A 21,557-nucleotide genomic window follows, 5' to 3' on the forward strand; every position below is an offset into this window, starting at 1 on the left:
CACCGGTCGCGCCCATCACTTAAGTAACAATTGCCACACAGGCCTCAGTAGTTTCATCTCGGTATGGTTACACTCGCTCCATCACCCCTGTCCGACGACCGAAGGATGTCCCCGTGCGACTCGCTCGCTCCCGTCGTGCCGCAGCCGCCGTAGCCGCGGCCGCGCTCCTGGCTCCAGCCTTCATCTCTCCGGCGACGGCGCACGCCGCGCCGGCGGACAGCGGCGACCAGTCGCAGGACCTGCCGATCCCCGATGCCGAGGACGCCCCCGAGGTGGAACCCCGGGTGCTCGAATCCCTCGGCGCACTGACCCCGGCCCTGATCGGCTCGGTCGCCACCCGCGATGACGACGGCAAGGTGAACGACGACCTCATCAAGCAGGTGCGCGCACTCGCGGACAACCCGGCCGTCCCCGCCGAGGCCGAGAAGGTCTGGAACTCGCTGCTCGACTTCATCGGCGAACCCGGCGCCGAGCGCGCCGCGCGGACGCACGCCGCCGACGACGCGGCCCTGGCCGCCCGCACCGATCCGGGCAAGCGCGATGCGGCGAAGAAGAAGGACGGACCGTCGATCCCGAGCGGCCCCGGCAAGCCGCGGATCCAGCAGTTCCTGTACCCGACCCTCGGCTTCGGCTGCATGGCCGGCGGCGGGAACTCGGTCGGCATGGCCCTGGCGACCGCCGGACCGCAGAAGGCCCCCGCCCCCGGACCCAAGCGCGGACAGGCCGGGTACGTCTACACGAGCCTGGGCACCGGTGCCGCCAAGAACAGCGGGCAGAAGCTCTGGGTGTCGTGGCTCAACATCGACAACGGGCGCACGGGCCAGACGGCGCTCAAGCCGAACCCCAAGATCAACGCCACCAAGGGCCCCGGGACGTTCACGGCCATCGCGAACACCGGCCGCGGCCGCATCGTCTCGACGATCTACGGCACCGTCACCACCAAGAGCAAGGGCCGCACGGTCTCGTGCACCATCGCACCGACGGTGGGCACCGCGATCATCTGAGCACCGCGCACCGGCGACGCCGTCGACGAGCCCCGGAGGACACCTCCGGGGCTCGTCTGCGTGTGGACCCCCTCCCACACGCGGAACACGGGCCGGTCGCGACGAGGTAACGAGTCGGCCTCGCTCCTTGAGTATCGGGGGTCAGAGTTCCCATTATTAACATGAGAAACATCCGTCACATCAGTCACAGCAGTGGTGTGGCTGCGTCCACGACCGGACGTCCGACGTTTTCAGCCCCTGCTCTCGACCGCCGGAGGGACCCCGTGCTCACTGCCATCACGCGATCAACCGCATCCCGATCGATCCGCGTCGGCGCCCTCGCCGTCGCCGTCGCCACCAGCGCGGTCCTCACCGCCCCCGCGATCGCCCACGCCGAACCCGCCGCGCCGGACGCCGGCCCCGCGGCCCCGGACGCCGGACCCGACGCCACCAGCATCACCCAGATCCCCGGCGACGCCGAACTGGCCGAGTTCGTCCGCACCCTCAAGCGCAGCGGCGGCGCCGAATCCGCCATCGAAGCCCTGACGGCGATCCTCTCGTCCGACGGACAGCTCGACCCGACCAGCTACCTCGGCGACTCGACGCTGCTCGACGGTCTCGGCCTCGACGGCGCCACACTCGACCGCCTCGGAATCACCGCGCCCGACCCCGAAACTCCCGACACCCAGACTCCCGACCCCCAGACTCCTGACACTCAGACTCCCGAGGAACCGGGCGACACACCGGCACCCGACGGCACTGCACCCGACGCCCTCGGCGCCACCGATGTCTCGGCGCCGCTGCGCGGGAAGGCTCCGGCCGCCGCCGGCGATGTCCTCTCGGTCCTGCAGAAGGCCACCGGCTCCCAACTGCTCAGTCCGGCGCTCGCCCCGCTGTGCGTCGATCCGTCCGCCGACAATCCGCTCGGCCTGGCCGTGGCACCCGCCGTCGCCGTTCCGGGCCCCTGGCCGACGGCAAAGGCCGGCGGCACCGACCTGATCGATGTGATCGGCGCACTGATCCCGGGTTCGTCACCGAACCTGCTGCGGGCGATCGAGGACGATCAGACCGCATACGCGCTGGTCCCGCCCAATGATCCCGACTCCGACGCCTTCCGCGTCGCCTGGTTCAACACCTCGACGCTCGCCGGCGGGATCGAGGATCTCAAACCCCTCTCCGAGGTGTCGGGCGCCGAACCGATCAAGGCGCTGCTGACCGCCACGGACCAGTTCCACGGCATCCGGCTCGCGAAGGTCAAGACCGGTGAGGGCACCGTCCTCTCGGCGGTCTTCGGCACCACGACCAAGGCGGGGCGCACCTGCTTCTTCCTCCCCGCACTCGGCGCCGTCGAGAACTGACCGCCCCGGTCACCCGCCCCACCGCCTGTGAAACCGCACCGCTCGTCGACCCCACTCCTCGAAGGACGCCCATGATCACCCCACGTCGGCGGTTCGTCCGCCATCTCGCCAGCGCCGCTGCCGTCACGGTGGTCGCCGCCGGTGGCGTCACCGCCGCCGTGGCCGTGGCCGATCCCGCTCAGGAGCCGACGCAGCGCGGCGGCCAGACCGCGGGATCGGTCTACGCCAACCGTCCGCTCACGGGACCGTCCCTGCTGCCCGCCGCGTCCGAGGGACAGCAGTTCAGCTACTGGTCGCAGGGCGCCGACGAGCGGATGCACCTGTCGACGGCCGTCCTCCTCGAGCCGCGCGGCACCGCACCCCGCACCGGGTGGCCGGTGGTCGTGTGGGCGCACGGCTCAGACGGCTGGAACGCCGACTGCGCACCGTCGCAGCAGCGGGGGCGGGCCGACCGCGGCACGATCACGCGGCTGCTCAATCGCGGCTACGCCGTGATCTCCCCCGACTACGCCGCGGTCGGCGCGCCCGGCGCCCCGCAGTACTCCGATGTCGGCGCCACCGCGCACAACATCGTCGATGCGGTGCGCGCGAGCTCCGACATCGGACCCGCCCTGTCGGACCGCTGGGCGGTGCTCGGCCAGTCGCAGGGCGCCGCCGCAGCCGTCGAACTGGCCCGCAAGGCCGTGTCGTGGCAGACCGGTTCCCTCGACTTCCGTGGCGCCGCCGCGATGAGCGTGCCGGCCGGTTACGACGACGTGGTGACCGGGTTGAGTCCGTCCTCCCCGTCGGTCCCCGACCCGGTGATGGCCGATGTCCTCTACACCCTCGCCTCACAGGACCGCGAGGCGCTCGAGCCGATCCTGTCGCGCCGCGGCGCGGCGTTGGTCGACAAGGCCCGGACACTGTGCTCCGAGGCGTTGATCAAGGAGATCGGCGGCACCACGCTCGCCGGTCTGGTGACGCGTCCGCTGTCCTCGCAGCGCAGCCTGGCGGCGTCGCTGCGCACCTCGCTGGCGATCCCGACTCGCGGATTCAACCGTCCGATCCTGCTCAGCCAGCGTCTCACCGACGACACCGTGGTGGTTCCGACGACCCTGCAGTACATCACCGAGGCGCAGGTCACCGACGCCAAGGCGACGATGAGCACCTATCTGACGCCCGACTCGGCGGCGGCGCAGAAGCAGGAGCGCGCGGCCGTCGAGAAGTTCCTCGACACCTTGTTCTGATCCCGACCGCTGATCCCCGACCCGCCGATCCCGACCCGCTGGGCCGGCGGCCTTCCGGGTGTCAGCCCATCTCCTCCAGTTCGCGGCCCGTCGTCTCGGGGACGCGCGCTCGCACGTACGCGAACGACGCCGCCGCGCACACGGCGAAGAACACGTAGACCGGGGCCGGCCCCACGGCTCCCGACACCGCCGGGAACAGCAGGGAGATGATGAAATTGGAGATCCAGTTGACGGCCGTGCACACGCCGAGCGCGATCCCCCGGTAGCGGTTGGGGAACATCTCACCGAGCATCACCCACATCACCGGCCCCCAGCTGGCGGCGAAGAACACGACGAACAGGTTGGCGCCGACGAGGGCGAGCACACCCCATCCGCTCGGCAGTCGGGAGACGGTCTCGCCGTCGGCGTCGATCGCCTCGTACACCTGGGTGAAGGCGACGGCCGCCATGACGAGGCCGACGAACATGCCGATCGATCCCCACAGGAGCAGCGTCCGACGGCCCACCTTGTCGACGAAACCGATCGCGACGAAGGTCATCAGCACGTTGATGACGGCGGTGATCACCGAGGTGGTGAACGACGCCGACTCGGAGAAGCCCACCGACTGCCACAGTGTGGTCGAGTAGTAGAAGATCGCGTTGATCCCGACGAACTGTTGGAACACCGCGAGCCAGATCCCGATCCATACGAGGGGCTGCAGCCCCAGGCTGGGGCCGGCGATGTCGCTCAGTGACGACCGCGCCTCGCGGCGCACGGTCAGCCGGATCTCCTCCACCCGCGCATCCGGATCCGTCTCGCCGGTGACCCCGGCCAGCACGCGTCGCGCCTCCCGGTCGTCGCCGCGCGCCACCAGATAGCGCGGCGACTCCGGGATCGACAGGGCCAGTACGCCGTACACCACGGCCGGGATGACTCCGACGAGGAACATCCACCGCCAGGCTTCGAGGCCGATCCACAGGGTCGACGCCGCCGCACCGGCCCGATCGGCGAGAACGGCGTCCGAGAGCAGCGCCGCGAAGATGCCCAGGGTGATCGCCAGCTGCTGCATCGACCCCAGTGCCCCGCGAAACCGGGCGGGCGCCACCTCCGCGATGTACGCCGGTGCGATCACCGACGCGATGCCGATGCCGAGTCCGCCCAGCACGCGCCAGACCATCAGGTCGTAGACCGTCTGCGTGAGGCCCGCGCCCAGCGAGGAGACGATGAAGAGAGCCGACCCGAGCAGCATCACGCGGGTGCGGCCCCAGACGTCGGCCAGGCGCCCGGCGAACCAGGCGCCCGCGGCGCAGCCGAGGAGGGCGATGGCCACCGCGAATCCGGTCACCAGGTCGCTGAGCGCGAAGTCGTCGCGGATCGCGTCGACCGCGCCGTTGACGACGGAACTGTCGAAACCGAACAGGAAGCCGCCGACCGCGGCGGCCCCGGAGACGCCGAGCACCCGGATGAGCGGGACGTCCCGCCCTCCGGTCGCCTCGGTCATGCCCGTGCCGAACCGCGGCAGGTCGAGTACTGCGGATTCACCATCGGAACGAATGCCATCGCACCGATCTTCTGGGTGACGGTGAAGGTCACGTGGCCGCGGCCCGGGTGGATCACGGCCTCCCAGTCGATCCGCGTCGAGCGGCTCGGCACGCGGACGACGCCGCGTCGCCCGGTGTCGCGGTTCCGCCAACGGACCGTCGTCAGCGTGGTGAACTCGGGGCTCATCATGATGCTGTGCACGGAGTTCGACGCTTTGAGAGCGATCGCCGGCCCGGGCAGCCCGTCGGACGGGTGCGCGATGTCGGTGAACACGTCCACCGGGATCCGCAGCCTGCCCATCGGCCACGGGTTGGGACTGTCGCACCGCAGCGTCCCCACGTAACGTTCGCCCGACGGCGGGGCCGCCGAAGCGGTCGGTGCCGTCACCGCCGCCGCGCCGCTCGCCGCCGTCAGAACCCCCGCGACCAGGGTTCCCGCCTTCACCCACCACGTCTTGGTACCCATGCTGCCGAGTCTGCCAGCCGATAGCATCGAACCCATGGTGAAACTCCAGATTGCTCAGGATCCGGTGGCCGACGACCTCCTCTCTACCGATCCCTTCGCCCTCATCACTGGGATGCTTCTCGACCAACAGTTCCCGATGGAGCGCGCGTTCGCCGGACCCGCCCGGATCAAGGAGCGCTTCGGGTCCCTCGATCCGGTCGCGATCGCCGACGCCGACCCCGAGGCGTTCGCCGATCTGTGCGCCACCCCGCCCGCGGTCCACCGGTACGGGCGGTCGATGGCCGGACGCATCCAGGCGCTGGCTCGGGTGATCGTCGACGAGTACGACGCCGACACCGCCGCGCTGTGGACGACGGCGACGACCGGTCGGGAGTTGTTCGCCCGGGTGCACGCCCTGCCGGGGTTCGGGCGGCAGAAGGCCGAGATCTTCGTGGCACTGCTGGCCAAACAGCTCGACGTGAAGCCTCGCGGCTGGACCACCGTGGTCGGCGACTACGGCCGGAAGGGCTACCGATCGGTCGCCGACGTCACCGATCCGGACTCGCTGCAGCGCGTCCGAGAGTTCAAGAAGGCCGCGAAGGCCGCTGCCCGTGGATGACGACCGCTACACTCGGCACTCATGAACGATCCCATGATCGAGGTCCGCACCGCGGTCAAGCTGCCGCTGCGGATCGGCTTCGCGACCGCAGGCATCGCGCTCTCCACGATGGAGTCCGTGCTCAACGTCGCCCGGCTCACCGCCGAGAGCGTGGAGTCCGAGGTCAACTCGATGGTCGGGATCCACGAGGACAGCGAGATCGCGACGGTCCGCGCGCCGCTGGCGATCCTCAGCCAGGTGGCCGACCTGCTGAGCCCCGATCGGCCGTTCGGACGGATCCTGGCGAACGGCGGTCCGCTCGACCGACTCATCCAGCCCGGCGGGGTGATCGACCGGCTGACGGCGCCGGACGGACTGCTCGAGAAGCTCACCGAGCGCGGTGGACTGCTCGATCAGATGACCGATGAGAAGGGCATCCTCATGCGGCTGGCCGCCAAGGACGGGCCGCTGGACCGTCTGACCCGCGAGGGCGGCGTCGTCGACCAGTTCACGTCCAACGAGGGCATCCTGGAGCGCCTCACCTCCGAGGGCGGCATCGTCGACAAGCTCACCGCGCCCGACGGGGTCCTCGACAAGCTCTCGCAGCCCGACGGCGTCCTCGACCGTGCGGCGAGTGACGAGGGTCTGCTCGATCAGCTCCTCGGCACCGACGGCGCCCTGGAGAAGCTGATCGCGCCGGGCGGCCCGCTCGACAAGTTCACCGAATTGTCCGAGACCCTCGCGTCCCTGCCGCCCAACCTGGCGGCCATGCAGGAGACGGTCGACCACCTCAACGAGGTCGTCGAACTGCTCAACGCCTCGGTCGCGCCGATCGGCGGACTGGCCGACCGGCTGCCCAAACGCTTCACGCGGACCGGTGGCGGCCAGCAGATCCCCCTGCGGCCGCAGCTCGCCGCCGACTCCGACGACGTCACCGGGTCGCGCTACCCCGGCCGGGACTGACCGGACCGGGACCCGACTCCCCGCACGTCTATTTCGCTGTGCGACGCAGCCGCACGTCTATTTCGCTGTGCGACGCAGCCGCACGTTGGCGAACTCGCCGAGACCCCACTGTCCCAGCTCGCGCCCGTAGCCGGACTGTTTGACGCCGCCGAACGGCAGACCGGGCAGCGATGTGCCGTGCTCGTTGATCATCGCCATGCCGACGTCGAGCCGGTCGGCCACCCGCTGCGCACGCTCGACGTCGCTGCTCCACACCGATCCGGACAGACCGTAGTCGACGTCGTTGGCCAGCGCGACGGCCTCCTCCTCGGTCGAGAACGGGTACACGACGGCGACGGGACCGAAGATCTCCTCGCGGTACGCGTCCATGTCGGGGGTGATCCCGGTGAGAACGGTCGGCTCCACGAACGCCCCCGGCCCCTCGATGCGGCGTCCTCCCACGTGGACGGTGGCGCCCGCGGCGACGGCCGCCTCGATCTGGGCCACGACGCCGTCGCGCGCCGTCACCGACGACAGGGGCCCCACCTTGGTGTCGGGGTCGGCCGGATCACCGACGGTCAGGTTCGCGACGGCGTCGGTGAGCTTCGTGACGAAGTCGTCGTACAGATCCTCGTGGACGATGAACCGCTTCGGCGCATTGCATGCCTGTCCGCAGTTCATGGTCCGCATGGCGGCGGCACTCGCCGCGAGGGACCCGACGTCGGCGGCGTCGAGGACGATGAAGGGATCCGAGCCGCCGAGCTCGAGGACCGACTTCTTCAGGTTGGCCGCGGCTACCTGGGCCACCGCGGCGCCCGCGCGGCTGCTCCCGGTCAGGGAGACCCCCTGGATCCGGCGGTCGGCGATCATCGTCGCGATCTGGTCGTTGCTCGCGAAGATGTTGATGTATGCATCGGCCGGGACGCCGGCGTCGTGGGCGATCTGCTCCATGATCTCCGAGGAGGCCGCGCAGATCGGCGCGTGCTTGAGGACGATCGAGTTGCCGAGCATTAGGTTCGGCGCGACGAATCGAGCCACCTGGTAGTAGGGGAAGTTCCACGGCATGATCCCGAGGATCGTGCCGATCGGAGAGCGGGTGACGATCGATTCGGCGGCGCCCTGCGGGTCGAGTTCCTGGGTTTCGAGCAGCGCTGGACCGTTGTCGGCGTACCAGTCGTAGATCATCGCGGTGAGGGCCAGCTCCCCCAGCGCCTGGCGGGTCGGCTTTCCCATCTCGCGGGTGATGACGGCGGCCAGTTCGTCCGCACGCTCGCGGTAGGCCGCCGCCGTGGCGCGCAAGACCTGCGCCCGCCGGTCCACGGGCGTCTCGCGCCACGCGAGGTACCCGGTGTGGGCGCGCCCGAGAACGGGGTCGATCTGCTCGTCGGCGATGGTCGCGAATTCGCGTTCGACCTCACCGGTGGTGGGGTTCGCGGTCACATAGACGGTCATGGCGACGACCCTACGCGTCACCCGCGCGGTGGCGGCGGGGTTGCGCGAACGCGACGGCGGGGTTGCGCGAACGCGAGGGCGAGGGCGAGGGCGTGAACGTAGTCGTCGACGACCGACGCCGCCGCCCCGCGCGCGCAGACCGAGACGGTGACGACGTCGCCGATCCCGTGGACCCCGTGGGTCAGATCGTGGGCGCTCGACAGCGCCGGGAACCCGGCCGTGAACGCCACCGGCGCGCCCTCGAGGGTCAGATCGGCCGGACCGCGGTCGACCGACGAGACCACGGTCGCCCCGGAGACCGTGCTCGGGGCGGGCGCCTGCGCGGCGAGCCGGGCCGCGGCCGCTGCCAGCACGGGCGGTGTGCGGGCCTCCGCTCGGCGGGCCGTCCGACGGGCCGCGGTCCCGTCCCGGCGCCGTGCCGCGGCCAGCTCGTCCCGGATCGTCGCGGCGCGCTCGCGGCGATCGTCGACGTCTGCGCGGAGGTCGACGCCGACGGTGTGGAAGTTGTTGCGCTGCCGACCCTCCGCGGGGCGGGCGACGGTCACTTCGGCCAGGACGCGCCCGTCGTCGGCGGCTCCGCCGAACGTCGGCAGCACCTCGGCCAGGACGGCGAGGACCGCGGTCGTCACCGACGGTCCGTGCTCGCGGAGTGCGTCGGCGGACAGGTGCAGGGTCCGCAGTCGCACGGGTCCCGCGCCGTCGCCGCTGCCGTTGAGGACGGTTCGCCGGATCGGTCCCGGCGCCGGTCCGGGCGCCGGTTCCGGGTCCGGCCGGGCGGCACGGCGCCAGGCCGCCACTCCCCACGCGGTCGCCGCGACCATCCGGGGCCCGATCCGGAGGGCGCCCCAGACGGCCGCTCCGGCGTCGGCGAGCCGTCCGCCGGGGCCCGGCTGCGGCGCCGGCCCGGCGGGGTCGTCCGGCCCGAGCAGCGCGCGGGCGATCGCCGAGACGCGACGGCCGTCGCCGAGTGCGTGTGCGATCTGCAGGACGACGATCCGCGCGGGGCCGTCGACCTCCGGCACGCCGTCGAGCGGTCCGAACAGATGGAGTCGCCACGGGACGGACTCGTCGCGGTCGTTGTCGACGATCAGCTCACCGAGCATCGTGAGGCACTCCGCCCAGGTCGATGCCTCGTGGATGCGGAACCGGTCGTCGCCGGGCACCGATCGCACCCAGCGGGGTCCGCCGAGGTCGGCGGCGACGGCGGCGATCCCGACGCCCAGGTCGCCGACGGCCGCCGCGCGCTCCCGCAGGGTCGCGGGGCGTCCGCCAGATCCGACGCGGCCAGATCCGACGCGGCCAGATCCGACGCGGCCAGATCCGACGCGGCCAGATCCGACATGAGGAAATGCATACACGAGGAACTGGTCGGTGGACGCGTACCGCGCGCGGTAGTGCATCGCCGCGTCGGCGGCTGCGAGTTCCGACACCGAAGTCCCTCCCCGCCCACCTCCTTGCCATCACTCAATGGCATCGTGGGCGTCATGCGAACTGTGAACACTGCAGCAGACCTCGACCCCGCCACTCCGGTCATCGTAGGCGTCGGCCAGGCCTCCGAACGCATCGGCGAGCCCGGGTATGAGGGGCTCGGCGAGGCCGATCTGGCCGCCCGCGCCGTGACGGCGGCGCTCCGCGACGCGCTCCCCGGCCCCGGCGGCGTCGATCCCGCGGAGCTTGCGCAGCGCGTCGATACCGTCGCGGCCGTCCGCTCGTTCGAGAAGTCGAGTCCCGCGTCGTACTCGCCGTTCGGGCGACCCGACAACATGCCGCGCGCCGTGGCCTCGCGCACCGGCATGGATCCCCGCCGGGCCGTCGAGGAGGTGACCGGCGGCCAGAGCCCGCAGCATCTGATCACCGAGTTCTGCGGCGAGATCGCCGCCGGTCGCTGCGAGGTCGCCGTCCTGTTCGGCGCCGAGGTGATGTCGACCGTGCGACGCGCTCAGCGCGCCGGCGAACAGCTCGACTTCACCGAGCACTCCGACGGGGCCCTCGAGGATCGCGGATACGGGATCGCGGGACTGACGTCCATCGAGGAGGTCCGCCACGGCGTCGTCATCCCGATCTCGCAGTATTCGGTCGCCGAGAACGCGCGCCGACACCGCCTCGGCCTGTCGGCCCGCGACTATGCGCTGTCGATGGGCGAGTGGTTCGCGCCGATGACGACGGTCGCCGCCGCCAATCCGCATTCGGCAGCACCGCACGAGTGGACCGCCGAGGAGCTCGCGACCGTCGGCGAGCAGAATCGGCGGGTCTCGGTGCCCTACCCTCGACGGCTCGTCGCGCGGGATCAGGTGAACCAGGCCGCCGCCGTCGTCCTCACCTCGGTCGGTGCGGCACGGGCCGCGGGCATCCCCGCCGAGCGGTGGGTGTTCCTGCACGGCCACGCCGACACCCGGGAGAAGCCGCTGCTGGCGCGACCCGATCTCGCGGACGGTCCGGCTTCGGTGGCCGCGGTCCGCGAGGCCCTCGCGATGGCCGACGCGGGCATCGACGACATCGCCTGCTTCGACGTCTACTCGTGCTTCCCGATCGCGGTGTCCCACGTGTGCGACGACCTCGGCCTGGCTCCCGACGATCCGCGCGGGCTCACCGCGACCGGTGGACTTCCGTACTTCGGCGGCCCGGGCAACAACTATTCGATGCACGGGGTCGCCGAGATCGTGGAGCGGGTGCGTCGCGCCCCCGGCACCCGCGGTCTGGTCGCCGCGAACGGCGGCATCATGAGCAAGTACTCGGTCGGCGTCTACTCCACCTCCCCCGCTCCGTGGCGGCACTCGACGTCCGACGACGTCCAGCGGGCACTCGACGCGGTCGCCGACGTGCCCGTCACCCGCTACCCGGAGGGGCCCGCGACGATCGAGTCGTTCGTGGTCATCGACCCGGACGGCGCCGCTCCCGGCGCCACGGTGGTCGGCCGGCTGCCGGACGGCAGCCGCTTCCTGGCGGCCGTCGCCCCCGACGACGCCGACCTCCTCGAGTTGTTGACCGGTGACGCCGATCCCATCGGCACGCCCGTGTACGCCCGGTCGACGGCGCAGCGCAATCTGGTGACCCGGACGCGCGCGGAGATGGATCGGCGCCTTCCCCGCCTCGAGCCCCGGCTGGCCGAGTCCTACGAGCATCTCGAGGTGCGACGGGACGGGCACCTGTTGGAGGTCACGATCAACCGGCCCGAGTCGCGCAACGCGCTGAGCCCGCTGACGAACGCCGAACTCGACTCCGTGTTCGACGCCTATTTCGCCGATCCCGACCTGTGGGTGGCGATCCTCACGGGCGCCGGGGACCGCGCGTTCTCGTCGGGGAACGATCTGTCGGCGTCGGCGACTGCGGGCACCCTCGAGGTCCCGGCGAACGGTTTCGCCGGGATCACCTCCCGCCGGTCGATGCCCAAACCGGTCATCGCGGCGGTGAACGGCTACGCATTGGGCGGCGGATTGGAGGCCGCGCTGGCATGCCATGTCGTGGTCGCCGACGAGACGGCGTCGTTCGGTCTGCCGGAGGTCCGCGTGGGGCTCGCGGCCGCCGCGGGCGGGCTGGTGCGGCTGCCGCGGAGGATCCCGTCCGCGGTGGCGCACGACATGATCCTCACCGGACGCAGGCTCGACGCCCAGGAGGCGGCGGCTCACGGGCTGGTCTCCCGGATCGCGCCGGCCGGCGGGGTCCTCGACACGGCGCGGGCGGTGGCGCAGGAGATCGTGGCGGGTTCGCCGGTGGCCGTCCGGGCCTCTCTGGCCGCGATGGCCGACGCCGACGGCGAACCGGACACGGCCGCCGCGGTGGCGGCGAGCATGTCGGTGCTCGACGCCGTGCTGGTCAGTCAGGACACCCGGGAGGGGATCGCCGCGTTCCTGGAGAAGCGGCCGCCGCGGTGGACGGGGCGCTGACCGCCGCCCACCCTGCACCTCCCCTCACGGCACTCCTCACGGCAGACAGCCCTGTCTGGAGAACCTCTTTCACCAGGGAGTTCGCCAGTGAATGGCGCTCCCCTTGAATTACTTGGACATCCAAGTATATCGTGGTTTCCGTCACGGATTCGATTCCTCTGGAAGGACGCCACATGACCGCATCGCGGACCATCGACCACTACTTGAACGGCCGGCACGTCGCCGCACGCGGAGCGACCGCCGACGTCTACGACCCCAGCACCGGCACCGTGCAGGCGACCGTCCCGCTCGCCACCGCTACCGAGGTCGACGAGGCCGTCGAGATCGCGAAGGCCGCCCAGCCCGCATGGGCCGCGATGAACCCGCAGCGCCGTGCACGCATCATCATGAAGTTCATCGACCTCGTCCACCAGAACATGGACGAGCTGGCCGCACTCCTGTCCAGCGAGCACGGCAAGACCCTCCCCGACGCCCAGGGCGATGTGCTCCGCGGACTCGACGTCATGGAGTTCGCCGTCGGCATCCCGCATCTGCTCAAGGGCGAGTACACCGAGGGTGCGGGCACCGGCATCGACGTGTACTCGATGCGTCAGCCGCTGGGCGTGGTCGCGGGCATCACCCCGTTCAACTTCCCCGCCATGATCCCGCTGTGGAAGGCAGGACCCGCGTTGGCCTGCGGAAACGCCTTCATCCTCAAGCCCTCCGAACGCGACCCGTCCGTCCCGGTCCGCCTCGCGGAGCTGTTCACCGAAGCCGGCCTCCCCGACGGCGTCTTCCAGGTGGTCCACGGCGACAAGACCGCCGTCGACGCCCTGCTGGAGAACGACGACGTCAAGGCCGTCGGCTTCGTCGGCAGCTCCGACATCGCGCAGTACATCTACGAGAACGCCGCGCGGAACGGCAAACGCAGCCAGGCCTTCGGCGGCGCCAAGAACCACATGATCATCGCCCCGGACGCCGACCTCGACCAGGCCGTCGACGCCCTCATCGGCGCCGGCTACGGATCGGCGGGCGAACGCTGCATGGCGATCTCCGTGGCCGTCCCGATCGGCGAGGCGACCGCCGACGCGCTGCGCGAGAAGCTCGTCGAGCGCATCGCCTCGCTCCGCGTCGGTCACAGCCACGACCCCGAGGCCGACTACGGCCCGCTGATCACCGCCGCCGCCCGCGACCGCGTCATCGACTACATCGGTCAGGGCGTCGCCGCCGGCGCCGAACTGGTCGTCGACGGCCGTGAGCGGGGTGCCGACGACGTGCAGTTCGACGGCGCCGACCTCGCCGGCGGCTACTACCTCGGCCCGACCCTCTTCGACCACGTCACCAAGGACATGTCGATCTACACCGACGAGATCTTCGGCCCGGTCCTGACGATCGTGCGGGCACACGACTACGAGGAGGCCCTGGCCCTGCCGAACGAGCACGAATACGGCAACGGCGTGGCCATCTTCACCCGCGACGGCGACACCGCGCGCGACTTCACCTCGCGCGTCGAGGTCGGCATGGTCGGCGTCAACGTGCCGATCCCGGTCCCGGTCGCCTACCACACCTTCGGCGGCTGGAAGCGGTCCGGGTTCGGCGACCTCAACCAGCACGGGCCGGCGTCGATCATGTTCTACACCAAGACGAAGACCGTCACCTCCCGGTGGCCGTCGGGCATCAAGGAGGGCGCCGAGTTCGCGATGCCGACCACCCACAGCTGACCCGTACGACCGCCGACCAGCAGCGACCGCCGACCAGGAGAGCACATGCCGTATCCGACGCTGGATGACGACGACCGGATCGTCGTCGAGGCCGCCCGGGACTTCGCCCGCAAGCGGCTCGCCCCCCACTCCCTCGAGTGGGATGCCCGCAAGCACTTCCCCGTCGACGAGATGCGCGAGGCCGCATCGCTCGGCATGGCGGGCATCTACACCAGCGAGGACGTCGGCGGCTCCGGGCTGCGCCGGATCGACGCCGTCAGGATCTTCGAGGAACTGGCCCGCGCCGACCCCGTCACCGCGGCGTTCCTGTCGATCCACAACATGTGCACGTGGATGGTCGACACCTACGGCACCACCGAGCAGCGGAAGCGCCACGTGCCGGCGATGGCGTCCATGGAGCATCTGGCGAGCTACTGCCTCACCGAACCCGGGGCCGGCTCCGACGCCGCCGCACTGGCCACATCGGCCCGTCGCGACGGAGGCGACTACGTCCTGCGGGGCAGCAAGCAGTTCATCTCCGGCGGCGGCGTCTCGGACGTCTACGTGGTGATGGCCCGCACCGGCGACTCCGGGCCGCGGGGCATCTCCACGTTCGTCGTCGAGAAGGACGCCGACGGTCTGTCGTTCGGTCCGGCCGAAGCCAAGATGGGCTGGCACAACCAGCCGACCGCCCAGGTGGTCTTCGACGACGTCCGGGTGCCCGCCGACGCCATGCTCGGCGGCCCGGAGGGCGAGGGCACCGGCTTCGGCATCGCGATGAACGGCCTCAACGGCGGCCGCATCAACATCGCGGCGTGCTCGCTCGGCGGCGCCCAGGAGGCCTACGACCGGGCACTGGTGTACTGCACCGAACGCGAGGCGTTCGGCAGACCGCTGATCGAGGAGCCGACGATCTCGGCCACCCTCGCGGAGATGGCGACGGCGCTGGAGGCGTCCCGCCTGATGCTCTGGCGCGCCGCCGACGCCCTCGACGCCGGCGACCCCGACAAGGTGGAACTGTGCGCCATGGCCAAGCGGTTCGTCACCGAGAACTGCTACACCGTCGCCGATCAGGCACTGCAGCTGCACGGCGGTTACGGGTACCTGCACGAGACGGGGATCGAGAAGATCGTGCGCGATCTGCGCGTGAACCGCATCCTCGAGGGAACGAACGAGATCATGCGGATGGTGATCGGCCGCGCCGAGGCGCAGCGCGCCGCCGCACTACAGAAAGGCTCACGATGAGCACCATCGCATTCATCGGATTGGGAAACATGGGCGGACCGATGGCCGCCAACCTCATCGCCGGCGGCCACTCGGTGGTCGGCTTCGACCCGTCGGCCGACGCCCTGGCGGCCGCCGTCGAACACGGGGTGTCCGCGGCCGAGTCCGCGGAGTCGGCGACCGCGGGGGCCGACGTCGTCATCACCATGCTGCCCAGCGGCGCCATCGTCCGCTCGGTGTACGAGTCGGTCCTCCCCCATGCCGCGACGGGCACGCTGTTCATCGACAGTTCGACGATCTCGGTCGACGATGCGCGCGCCGTCCACGCTCTCGCCGTCGACGCCGGGATGCTGCAGATCGACGCCCCGGTGTCCGGCGGCGTCAAGGGCGCCACCGCCGGCACCCTGGCCTTCATGGTCGGCGGTGACGAGAAGTCGCTGGCGGCGGCCCAGCCCGTGCTCTCCCCCATGGCCGGCAAGGTCGTGCCGTGCGGCGGCGCGGGGAACGGTCAGGCCGCCAAGGTCTGCAACAACATGATCCTCGCGGTGCAGCAGATCGCCGTCGGCGAGGCCTTCGCCCTCGCCGAGAAGCTCGGCCTGTCCGATCAGGCCCTCTACGACGTCGTCACCGGCGCCACCGGCAACTGTTGGGCGCTCGAGGTGAACTGCCCGGTCCCGGGACCGGTCGACACCGCGCCCTCGGCCAACGACTTCCGCCCCGGCTTCTCGACCGCGCTGATGGACAAGGACCTCCACCTGGCGATGGACGCCGTGGCGGCCACGGCGGCGAAGACCCCGCTGGGCGCGCACGCCGCCGAGATGTACGAACAGTTCGCGGCCGAGAACGGCGCCCGCGACTTCAGTGCGATAATCGAGACTCTGCGGTAACCGTCAACGAGGAGTCGAGTGTGGCCAGGGTCGATCAGACGCCGGACGACCATGATCCGATCGCCCTGGCCCGACGCAATTGGGAGGACGCCGGCTGGGGCGGCGCCGTCGCCGACGGCATGGAGGCCGTCACCTCGGTGATGCGCGCCCACCAGATCATGCTGGCCCGCGTGGAGCAGGAGCTCAAACCCTTCGGACTGTCGTTCTCCCGGTTCGAGCTCCTGCGCCTGCTGGCCTTCACCCGCCACGGCGCCCTCCCGATCTCCAAGGCCAGCGACCGACTCCAGGTCCACGTCTCATCGGCGACCCACGCGGTGGGCCGCCTCGTCGATGCGGGCCTGGTGCGGCGTGAACCGCACCCCACCGACGGTCGGACCACCCTCGTCGCCATCACCGAGGAGGGGCGCGAACTCGTCGAGAAGGCGACGGTCGCGATCAACGTGGTGTTCGCCGACCTCGGGCTCGCCCGCGACGAATCGCGGGCGCTGGTCTCGGCGATCCGCAGTCTCCGCCGCGACCACGGCGATTTCTGAGAGGTCCCGTCACGCGGGTAAACTCGTCTACCGTGGCCCTGACCACGGGCCCCGGACGAGCCCGCCGTACCCGGATCGCGACAAGACGGTGGCCCGAAGGGAACCGTCATGCAGTGGATCGTCCTGGTCGTATCCGGCCTTCTCGAGGCCGTCTGGGCCACCGCGCTCGGACGCTCGGAGGGGTTGCACCGTCTCACCCCGACCATCGTCTTCTTCGTCGCACTTTTCCTGAGCATGGCCGGACTCGCCTATGCCATGCGGGATCTGCCGACGGGCAGCTCGTACGCCGTCTGGGTGGGGATCGGCGCCACGGGCGCCGTCGCCTACGGGATGGCCACCGGCGCCGAGGCGGCGGGTCTGGCGAAGATCCTCTGCGTCATCGCCATCGTCGGCGGCGTCATCGGTCTCAAACTCGTCAGCTGACCGCGTCCCGGCGGCGTCAGGTGACCGATCGGGGTTCGGGCAGGCCGGCGCGGGCGGCGACGACCGCGGCCTGCACCCGCGACTGAACCTCGAGTTTCACCAGGACGCGCGACACGTGCGTCTTCACGGTGGCCTCCCCGATGTGCAGTCGCCGAGCGATCTGGGCGTTCGACCACCCGGCTCCGAGGCCCGCGAGCACCTCTGCCTCCCGTTCGGTGAGGACGCTCAGGTCGGGGCCCGACTCGCGGCGCCGTCCGCGCATCGCTCCCACGACGACGCCGATGACGGCCGGGTCCAGGACGGCGTCGCCGCCGGCGACACGGCGCACCCCGGCCACCAGTTCGGCTCCCGACGCCGATTTGAGCAGGAAGCCGTCGGCTCCCGCGGCGAGGGCGCCGAGCACGTACTCGTCGACGTCGAACGTCGTCAAGACCAGAACGCGCGCCGACGTCTCGGCCAGCACCCGATCGGTGGCGGCCAGACCGTCGATCCCCGGCATCCGGACGTCCATCACCACCACGTCGGGCCGCAGGCGACGGGCCGCGTCGATCGCTGCGGCACCGTCGGCCGCCTCCCCCACCACGGTGATCGCCCCGGAGGCCTCGAGGACCATGCGCAGTCCCTCGCGGACGGCCGCGTGATCGTCGGCCAGCAGCACGCGGATCCGGGTCACGAGGCCTCCCACCGGTACCCCGACCCGGAGCCCGCCGACTCGGGCCCCACCGACTCGGGCCCCACCGACTCGGTCCCCGCCGACCCGGTCCCCGCGGGGATCCGCGCGACCACGATCCACCGGTCGCCTGCCGCCCCGGCGCTCAGGGTCCCGCCGAGGCTCTGGGCCCGGACGGCCATGTTCGCGACCCCCTGCCGTCTCCCACCGTCCGCACCCACACCGTCCGCGCCCACGGCGTCCCCGCTTGCGCCGTCGGCACGCCGGTTGCACACCGTCAGGACCGCGTCGTCGCCGTCGCGGACCACGTCCACCGTCACGTCCCGACCGGGCGCATGGGACGCGGCGTTCGCGAGGGCCTCGCTCGCGATGCGGGTGAGGACGGCCTCGACACGACTCGGGAAGATGTCGGCCCGTCCGGTGATCGTGACCTCACCGCCCACCGCCTCGGCCGCCGCGATCAGCGGCTGCAGTGACACCCACCGCGCCGTCCTCACCTCGTCGTCGTCGGCGGCGAGCAGATCGATCATGTCGCGCAGTTCGGTGAGGGCGGCCAGACTGTTGGCCCGCATCGACGCGATCGCCTCACCGGGGTCGGGCAGGTCGCGGGCGGCTTCGGCGAGGATGGCGATCGCCGAGACGTGGCCGGCGACGGTGTCGTGGAGTTCCCGCGAGAGTCGACGACGCTCCTCGGCGAGCGCCGTCGCGCGGGCGGCGTCCGCCGCCACCCGTTCCGCCGCCGCCGCACGACGGCTGGCGACCACCGCCCACGCGTACCCGATCGGTGAGACGAGGAACGCCGCGAGCGCCAACCCCACGATCACCCCGGCCCGGGCGTCGTACAGGAGCCCGACGACCCCGGCGGCGCCGAGCGACACCCCCGTCCCGGTGCCCGTGACGATCCGCCGCAGCCACGGCCGTTCCGCGGTGGCCGCGGCGAACACGATGTCGGACATCGCGATCCACAGCGGCAGCGACCCTCCGGACGGCGCGTCGACGACCAGCAGGACGGCCATCGCCGCGAACGCCGAGGCGGGATACCGCAGCGCCGCCAGCTGCAGGGTGAAAGCGACCAGCAGGAGCAGGACCGTCACCGGCGCCGAATACCCGCCCAGCGCCGGGACCAGGGTGAACACCCCGCACGCCCAGAGCAGCACCCCGACCCCCACCGTGACGAGTGCGGCGTAGGGCATGTCGGGCCGCGAGCGCTGGATCCAGATCATCACCTCGACTACAGCACATCCCTCGGGTTCCCGGGTCCCCCGGAAGGATGACCGCGCAGCGACCGGTCGGCGGATCCGCCACCGACGGATCCCGCCGACACTGAAGGCATGACCGAGCCCGATGGCATGACCGAGCTGACCGATCCCGTCCTCCTCACGATCGTCGCCTGCGAGATCGGGTTCTGGGTTCTCGTCCTCGGCGGCCTGCTCCTCCGCTACCTCGCGCGACTGTCCCGCACGTCGATGGTGGTCCTCGCACTGGTCCCCGTCCTCGACGTCGTGCTGCTGGCCGTCGTCGCGATCGATCTCGCCCGCGGCGGCGAGGTCGCCTTCGCACACCGGATCGCACCGATCTATCTCGGCGCCACCGTGATGTTCGGTCACCGGATGATCGCGTGGGCCGACGTCCGGTTCGCCCACCGATTCGCCGACGGACCCCCGCCCACACCGATCCCGAAGAAGGGGCCCGTCCGTCGGCGCCACGAGTGGCGGGAGTTCGCCCGCTGGCTGGGGGCGGCGGGCATCTCCGCGGCGATCACCGCACTGCTGGGGTTCACCGTCGCCGACGACGCCCAGCGCGAAGTCATGTTCGGCAGCTTCCAGATGCTCGGCGTCGTGACCGTCATCTGGTTCGTCACCGGCCCGGTGTGGACCCTCGGCGAGTGACCGACCGGCCCGCCGTCACGACGTCCAGACCGGTTCACGCTTGTCGAGGAACGCCGTCATCCCCTCCTGGGCGTCGGCCGTCATCGCGTTGGTCGCCATCACCTCGCCCATCGCCGCATACGCATCGGGTTCGGTGCGGTCGATCTGGTCGTAGAACGCACGCTTGCCGATCGCGAGGGTGTCCGCGGAGAAGCCCGCGATCCGCCCGGCGAGGTCGGCGACAGCCGTCTCGAGCCGGTCGGCGGGCACGGCCTCGTTGATCAGTCCCCAGTCGGCTGCCGTCGCGGCGTCGATCATGTCGCCGGTCAGGAGCATCCGCATGGCACGCTTGCGGCCGATCGCTCTGCTGAGCGCCACCATCGGCGTGGAGCAGAACAGACCGATGCGGACCCCGGGCGTCGAGAAGCGCGCCGTCTCGGCGGCGATCGCCAGATCGCAGGTCGCGACCAGTTGGCATCCGGCCGCCAACGCCATCCCCTGCACCTCGGCGATCACCGGCGAAGGCACCTCGTGGACGGCCGTCATCAACTCGGTGCAGGCCGCGAAGATCTCCCGTTCGTCCTCCACCGTCCGGTCGACCATCTCCGACAGATCGTGGCCCGCCGAGAACGCCGGACCGTGCGCGCGGATCACGATCACCCGGACCGCATCGTCTCCGCCGAGATCGCGTAGCAGTTCGGTGGCCCGGCGCATCGTCGCCAGCGACAGCGGATTGCGTCGCTGCGCGGCGTCGAGGGTCAGGACACCGATCCCCTCGGAGACGGACGAGGTCACGGCAGCACTCATGGTGCCGATAGTAGGCGTCGCACCGGTCTGCGTCAGTCGGTCCGACCGGGCCGCGTCAACCGGAGCGTCAGGAGCGGATACGGGCGCCCGTCGCCGTCGACGTCCGAACGGCCCACCTGTTCGAATCCCCTGGCCGCGTAGAACTCGACGGCCTGCGGGTTCTGTTCGTTCACATCGAGTTCGAGACGCGGGTGGGCGGACGCCGCGCGGTCGAGCAGCGCCGACCCGATGCCTCGACCGCGTGAGTCGGCCTCGACGAAGAGCATCTCCAGTCGCCCGTCGGCGAGCCCCGAGAATCCGACGATCCGTCGATCGACCTCGGCCACCGTGAGATCCACCGAAGGCAGGTAGTCGCGCTCCAGCGCACCGTCGATGGCGAGGAAGTCCGCCGCGGCGAGGAAGTGGTGCGTGGCACGGACCGCGCTGCGCCAGACCCGCACGAGATCCGGATAGTCGTCGGGGCGCACCGCGGACCGCAGGACGATCCGGTCCCGAGGAGTTCTCGCCGCCCTGGGCGTCATGTCAGTGCGGCGAGCGCCCGGTCCGCGTGGACCCCCATGTTCAGTTCGGAGGCGATCACGTCGGCGATCACCCCGTCGGCGCCGATCGCGAACGTCGTCCGCTTCGTCGGGGCGCCGATCGCCCCGAAGAGGGCTCCGCGGCGCACACCGTATGCGGCCGCGACGGTCCCGTCGACGTCGGCCAGCAGCGGATAGTCCAGCGCGTGCTTGTCGGTCCAATCGCGTTGCCTGTCGACGGCGTCGCGGCTGATCCCCACGCGCGCGACCCCGGCGGCGGCGAAATCGGCGGCCAGATCACGGAAATGACAGGCCTCCCTGGTGCAGCCGGGGGTGAAGGCGGCCGGATAGAAGAACAGCGCGACCGGGCCGTTCGTCAAGAGTCCGGTCAGCGTCTGGATCTCGCCGGTCTGATCCGGCAGTTCGAAGTCGGGGGCTCGGTCACCGATCTGCATGAGTGCAGCCTACGCCGCCGCCGAGGTCGGGCCGGCCGGACTTCAGACCGGCCGGACTTCAGACCGGCCGGACTTCAGACTGGCC

21 protein-coding genes and 1 riboswitch are annotated in these 21,557 nt (G+C 71.1%); of the genes, 12 read left to right on the plus strand and 9 right to left on the minus strand.

Features of this window, described 5'->3' with window-relative positions; all coding sequences use genetic code 11:
• The first annotated feature begins 113 nt into the window (after positions 1-113).
• The 3 genes from G528_RS0106940 to G528_RS0106950 all read left to right on the plus strand — a co-directional run bounded on the left by G528_RS0106940 (position 114) and on the right by G528_RS0106950 (position 3,567).
• On the plus strand, positions 114-1,004 hold the full coding sequence (locus G528_RS0106940) for an Rv1157c family protein (RefSeq protein WP_026918345.1): 891 nt from the start codon (positions 114-116) through the stop codon (positions 1,002-1,004).
• Positions 1,005-1,267: 263 nt separating this feature from the next.
• Positions 1,268-2,341, plus strand: coding sequence for a hypothetical protein (locus G528_RS0106945; RefSeq protein WP_156890375.1), 1,074 nt, complete (start codon positions 1,268-1,270; stop codon positions 2,339-2,341).
• A gap of 71 nt (positions 2,342-2,412) precedes the next feature.
• Entirely contained in the window at positions 2,413-3,567 is a 1,155-nt protein-coding gene (locus tag G528_RS0106950) for an alpha/beta hydrolase family protein (protein WP_026918347.1), read from the plus strand.
• A 61-nt stretch (positions 3,568-3,628) separates the two neighbouring features.
• On the opposite strand, the gene G528_RS0106955 is transcribed toward G528_RS0106950, so the two are convergent.
• Together G528_RS0106955 and G528_RS0106960 are read right to left on the minus strand one after the other, a co-directional pair.
• A complete protein-coding gene (locus tag G528_RS0106955; protein WP_026918348.1) occupies positions 3,629-5,047 on the minus strand; it encodes a sugar porter family MFS transporter in 1,419 nt (472 codons plus the stop codon).
• On the minus strand, positions 5,044-5,553 hold the full coding sequence (locus G528_RS0106960; protein ID WP_245569708.1) for a hypothetical protein: 510 nt from the start codon (positions 5,551-5,553) through the stop codon (positions 5,044-5,046). Before G528_RS0106960 ends, G528_RS0106955 begins: the two co-directional genes overlap by 4 nt.
• Positions 5,554-5,587: 34 nt before the next feature.
• Between G528_RS0106960 and G528_RS0106965 the strand changes: the two genes are divergently transcribed.
• Both G528_RS0106965 and G528_RS0106970 read left to right on the plus strand, forming a co-directional pair.
• Positions 5,588-6,151 carry an HhH-GPD-type base excision DNA repair protein gene (locus G528_RS0106965; protein ID WP_026918350.1) on the plus strand — a complete coding sequence of 188 codons (564 nt, stop codon included), beginning with the start codon at positions 5,588-5,590 and terminating at the stop codon, positions 6,149-6,151.
• A 21-nt stretch (positions 6,152-6,172) separates the two neighbouring features.
• A complete protein-coding gene (locus G528_RS0106970; protein WP_026918351.1) occupies positions 6,173-7,093 on the plus strand; it encodes a hypothetical protein in 921 nt (306 codons plus the stop codon).
• 57 nt (positions 7,094-7,150) lie between these two features.
• Here the strand turns inward: G528_RS0106970 and G528_RS0106975 are convergent, their stop codons facing one another.
• Entirely contained in the window at positions 7,151-8,524 is a 1,374-nt protein-coding gene (locus G528_RS0106975) for an NAD-dependent succinate-semialdehyde dehydrogenase (protein WP_026918352.1), read from the minus strand.
• Positions 8,525-8,541: 17 nt separating this feature from the next.
• A complete protein-coding gene (locus G528_RS16685) occupies positions 8,542-9,954 on the minus strand; it encodes a WS/DGAT domain-containing protein (RefSeq protein WP_051198432.1) in 1,413 nt (470 codons plus the stop codon).
• A 54-nt stretch (positions 9,955-10,008) separates the two neighbouring features.
• Here G528_RS16685 and G528_RS0106985 point away from each other — a divergent pair, with 54 nt between their 5' ends.
• From G528_RS0106985 to G528_RS0107010, 6 genes are all read left to right on the plus strand, one after another.
• Positions 10,009-12,408, plus strand: a complete 2,400-nt coding sequence (locus tag G528_RS0106985; RefSeq protein ID WP_035719260.1) for an acetyl-CoA acetyltransferase — start codon at positions 10,009-10,011, stop codon at positions 12,406-12,408.
• A 173-nt stretch (positions 12,409-12,581) separates the two neighbouring features.
• Positions 12,582-14,108, plus strand: coding sequence for a CoA-acylating methylmalonate-semialdehyde dehydrogenase (locus tag G528_RS0106990; protein WP_026918354.1), 1,527 nt, complete (start codon positions 12,582-12,584; stop codon positions 14,106-14,108).
• A 45-nt stretch (positions 14,109-14,153) separates the two neighbouring features.
• Positions 14,154-15,332 carry an acyl-CoA dehydrogenase family protein gene (locus G528_RS0106995; protein ID WP_026918355.1) on the plus strand — a complete coding sequence of 393 codons (1,179 nt, stop codon included), beginning with the start codon at positions 14,154-14,156 and terminating at the stop codon, positions 15,330-15,332.
• Positions 15,329-16,198, plus strand: coding sequence for a 3-hydroxyisobutyrate dehydrogenase (mmsB, locus tag G528_RS0107000; protein ID WP_026918356.1), 870 nt, complete (start codon positions 15,329-15,331; stop codon positions 16,196-16,198). Before G528_RS0106995 ends, mmsB begins: the two co-directional genes overlap by 4 nt.
• Before the next feature lie 20 nt (positions 16,199-16,218).
• Complete coding sequence (locus G528_RS0107005; RefSeq protein WP_026918357.1) at positions 16,219-16,731, plus strand: MarR family transcriptional regulator; 513 nt, start codon at positions 16,219-16,221, stop codon at positions 16,729-16,731.
• Between the two features lie 29 nt (positions 16,732-16,760).
• A riboswitch (guanidine-III (ykkC-III) riboswitch) is annotated at positions 16,761-16,826 on the plus strand.
• A 13-nt stretch (positions 16,827-16,839) separates the two neighbouring features.
• Positions 16,840-17,154 (plus strand): DMT family transporter, encoded by a 315-nt coding sequence (locus G528_RS0107010; protein ID WP_026918358.1) that lies wholly within the window; start codon positions 16,840-16,842, stop codon positions 17,152-17,154.
• A 16-nt stretch (positions 17,155-17,170) separates the two neighbouring features.
• Here the strand turns inward: G528_RS0107010 and G528_RS0107015 are convergent, their stop codons facing one another.
• Together G528_RS0107015 and G528_RS16690 are read right to left on the minus strand one after the other, a co-directional pair.
• Positions 17,171-17,827 carry a response regulator gene (locus tag G528_RS0107015; protein ID WP_281170341.1) on the minus strand — a complete coding sequence of 219 codons (657 nt, stop codon included), beginning with the start codon at positions 17,825-17,827 and terminating at the stop codon, positions 17,171-17,173.
• Entirely contained in the window at positions 17,824-19,047 is a 1,224-nt protein-coding gene (locus G528_RS16690) for a sensor histidine kinase (RefSeq protein WP_084638088.1), read from the minus strand. The genes G528_RS0107015 and G528_RS16690 overlap by 4 nt, the downstream gene beginning before the upstream one ends.
• 108 nt (positions 19,048-19,155) lie before the next feature.
• Here G528_RS16690 and G528_RS0107025 point away from each other — a divergent pair, with 108 nt between their 5' ends.
• A complete protein-coding gene (locus G528_RS0107025; protein WP_026918360.1) occupies positions 19,156-19,713 on the plus strand; it encodes a hypothetical protein in 558 nt (185 codons plus the stop codon).
• A 15-nt stretch (positions 19,714-19,728) separates the two neighbouring features.
• Here the strand turns inward: G528_RS0107025 and G528_RS0107030 are convergent, their stop codons facing one another.
• From G528_RS0107030 to G528_RS0107040, 3 genes are read right to left on the minus strand one after another with little or no spacing between them, the layout of a single operon-like run.
• Complete coding sequence (locus G528_RS0107030; RefSeq protein ID WP_156890376.1) at positions 19,729-20,499, minus strand: enoyl-CoA hydratase; 771 nt, start codon at positions 20,497-20,499, stop codon at positions 19,729-19,731.
• Between the two features lie 32 nt (positions 20,500-20,531).
• Positions 20,532-21,020 carry an acetyltransferase gene (locus G528_RS16695; RefSeq protein ID WP_084638089.1) on the minus strand — a complete coding sequence of 163 codons (489 nt, stop codon included), beginning with the start codon at positions 21,018-21,020 and terminating at the stop codon, positions 20,532-20,534.
• The gene (locus G528_RS0107040) at positions 21,017-21,472 is read right to left on the minus strand and encodes a peroxiredoxin (protein ID WP_026918362.1); all 456 of its coding nucleotides are present in this window, start codon (positions 21,470-21,472) and stop codon (positions 21,017-21,019) included. The genes G528_RS16695 and G528_RS0107040 overlap by 4 nt, the downstream gene beginning before the upstream one ends.
• Between the last annotated feature and the right edge of the window lie 85 nt (positions 21,473-21,557).

Origin of the sequence: Gordonia shandongensis DSM 45094, from assembly GCF_000423025.1 — a bacterium.
In the GTDB taxonomy this organism is placed as follows: Bacteria; Actinomycetota; Actinomycetes; order Mycobacteriales; family Mycobacteriaceae; genus Gordonia; species Gordonia shandongensis.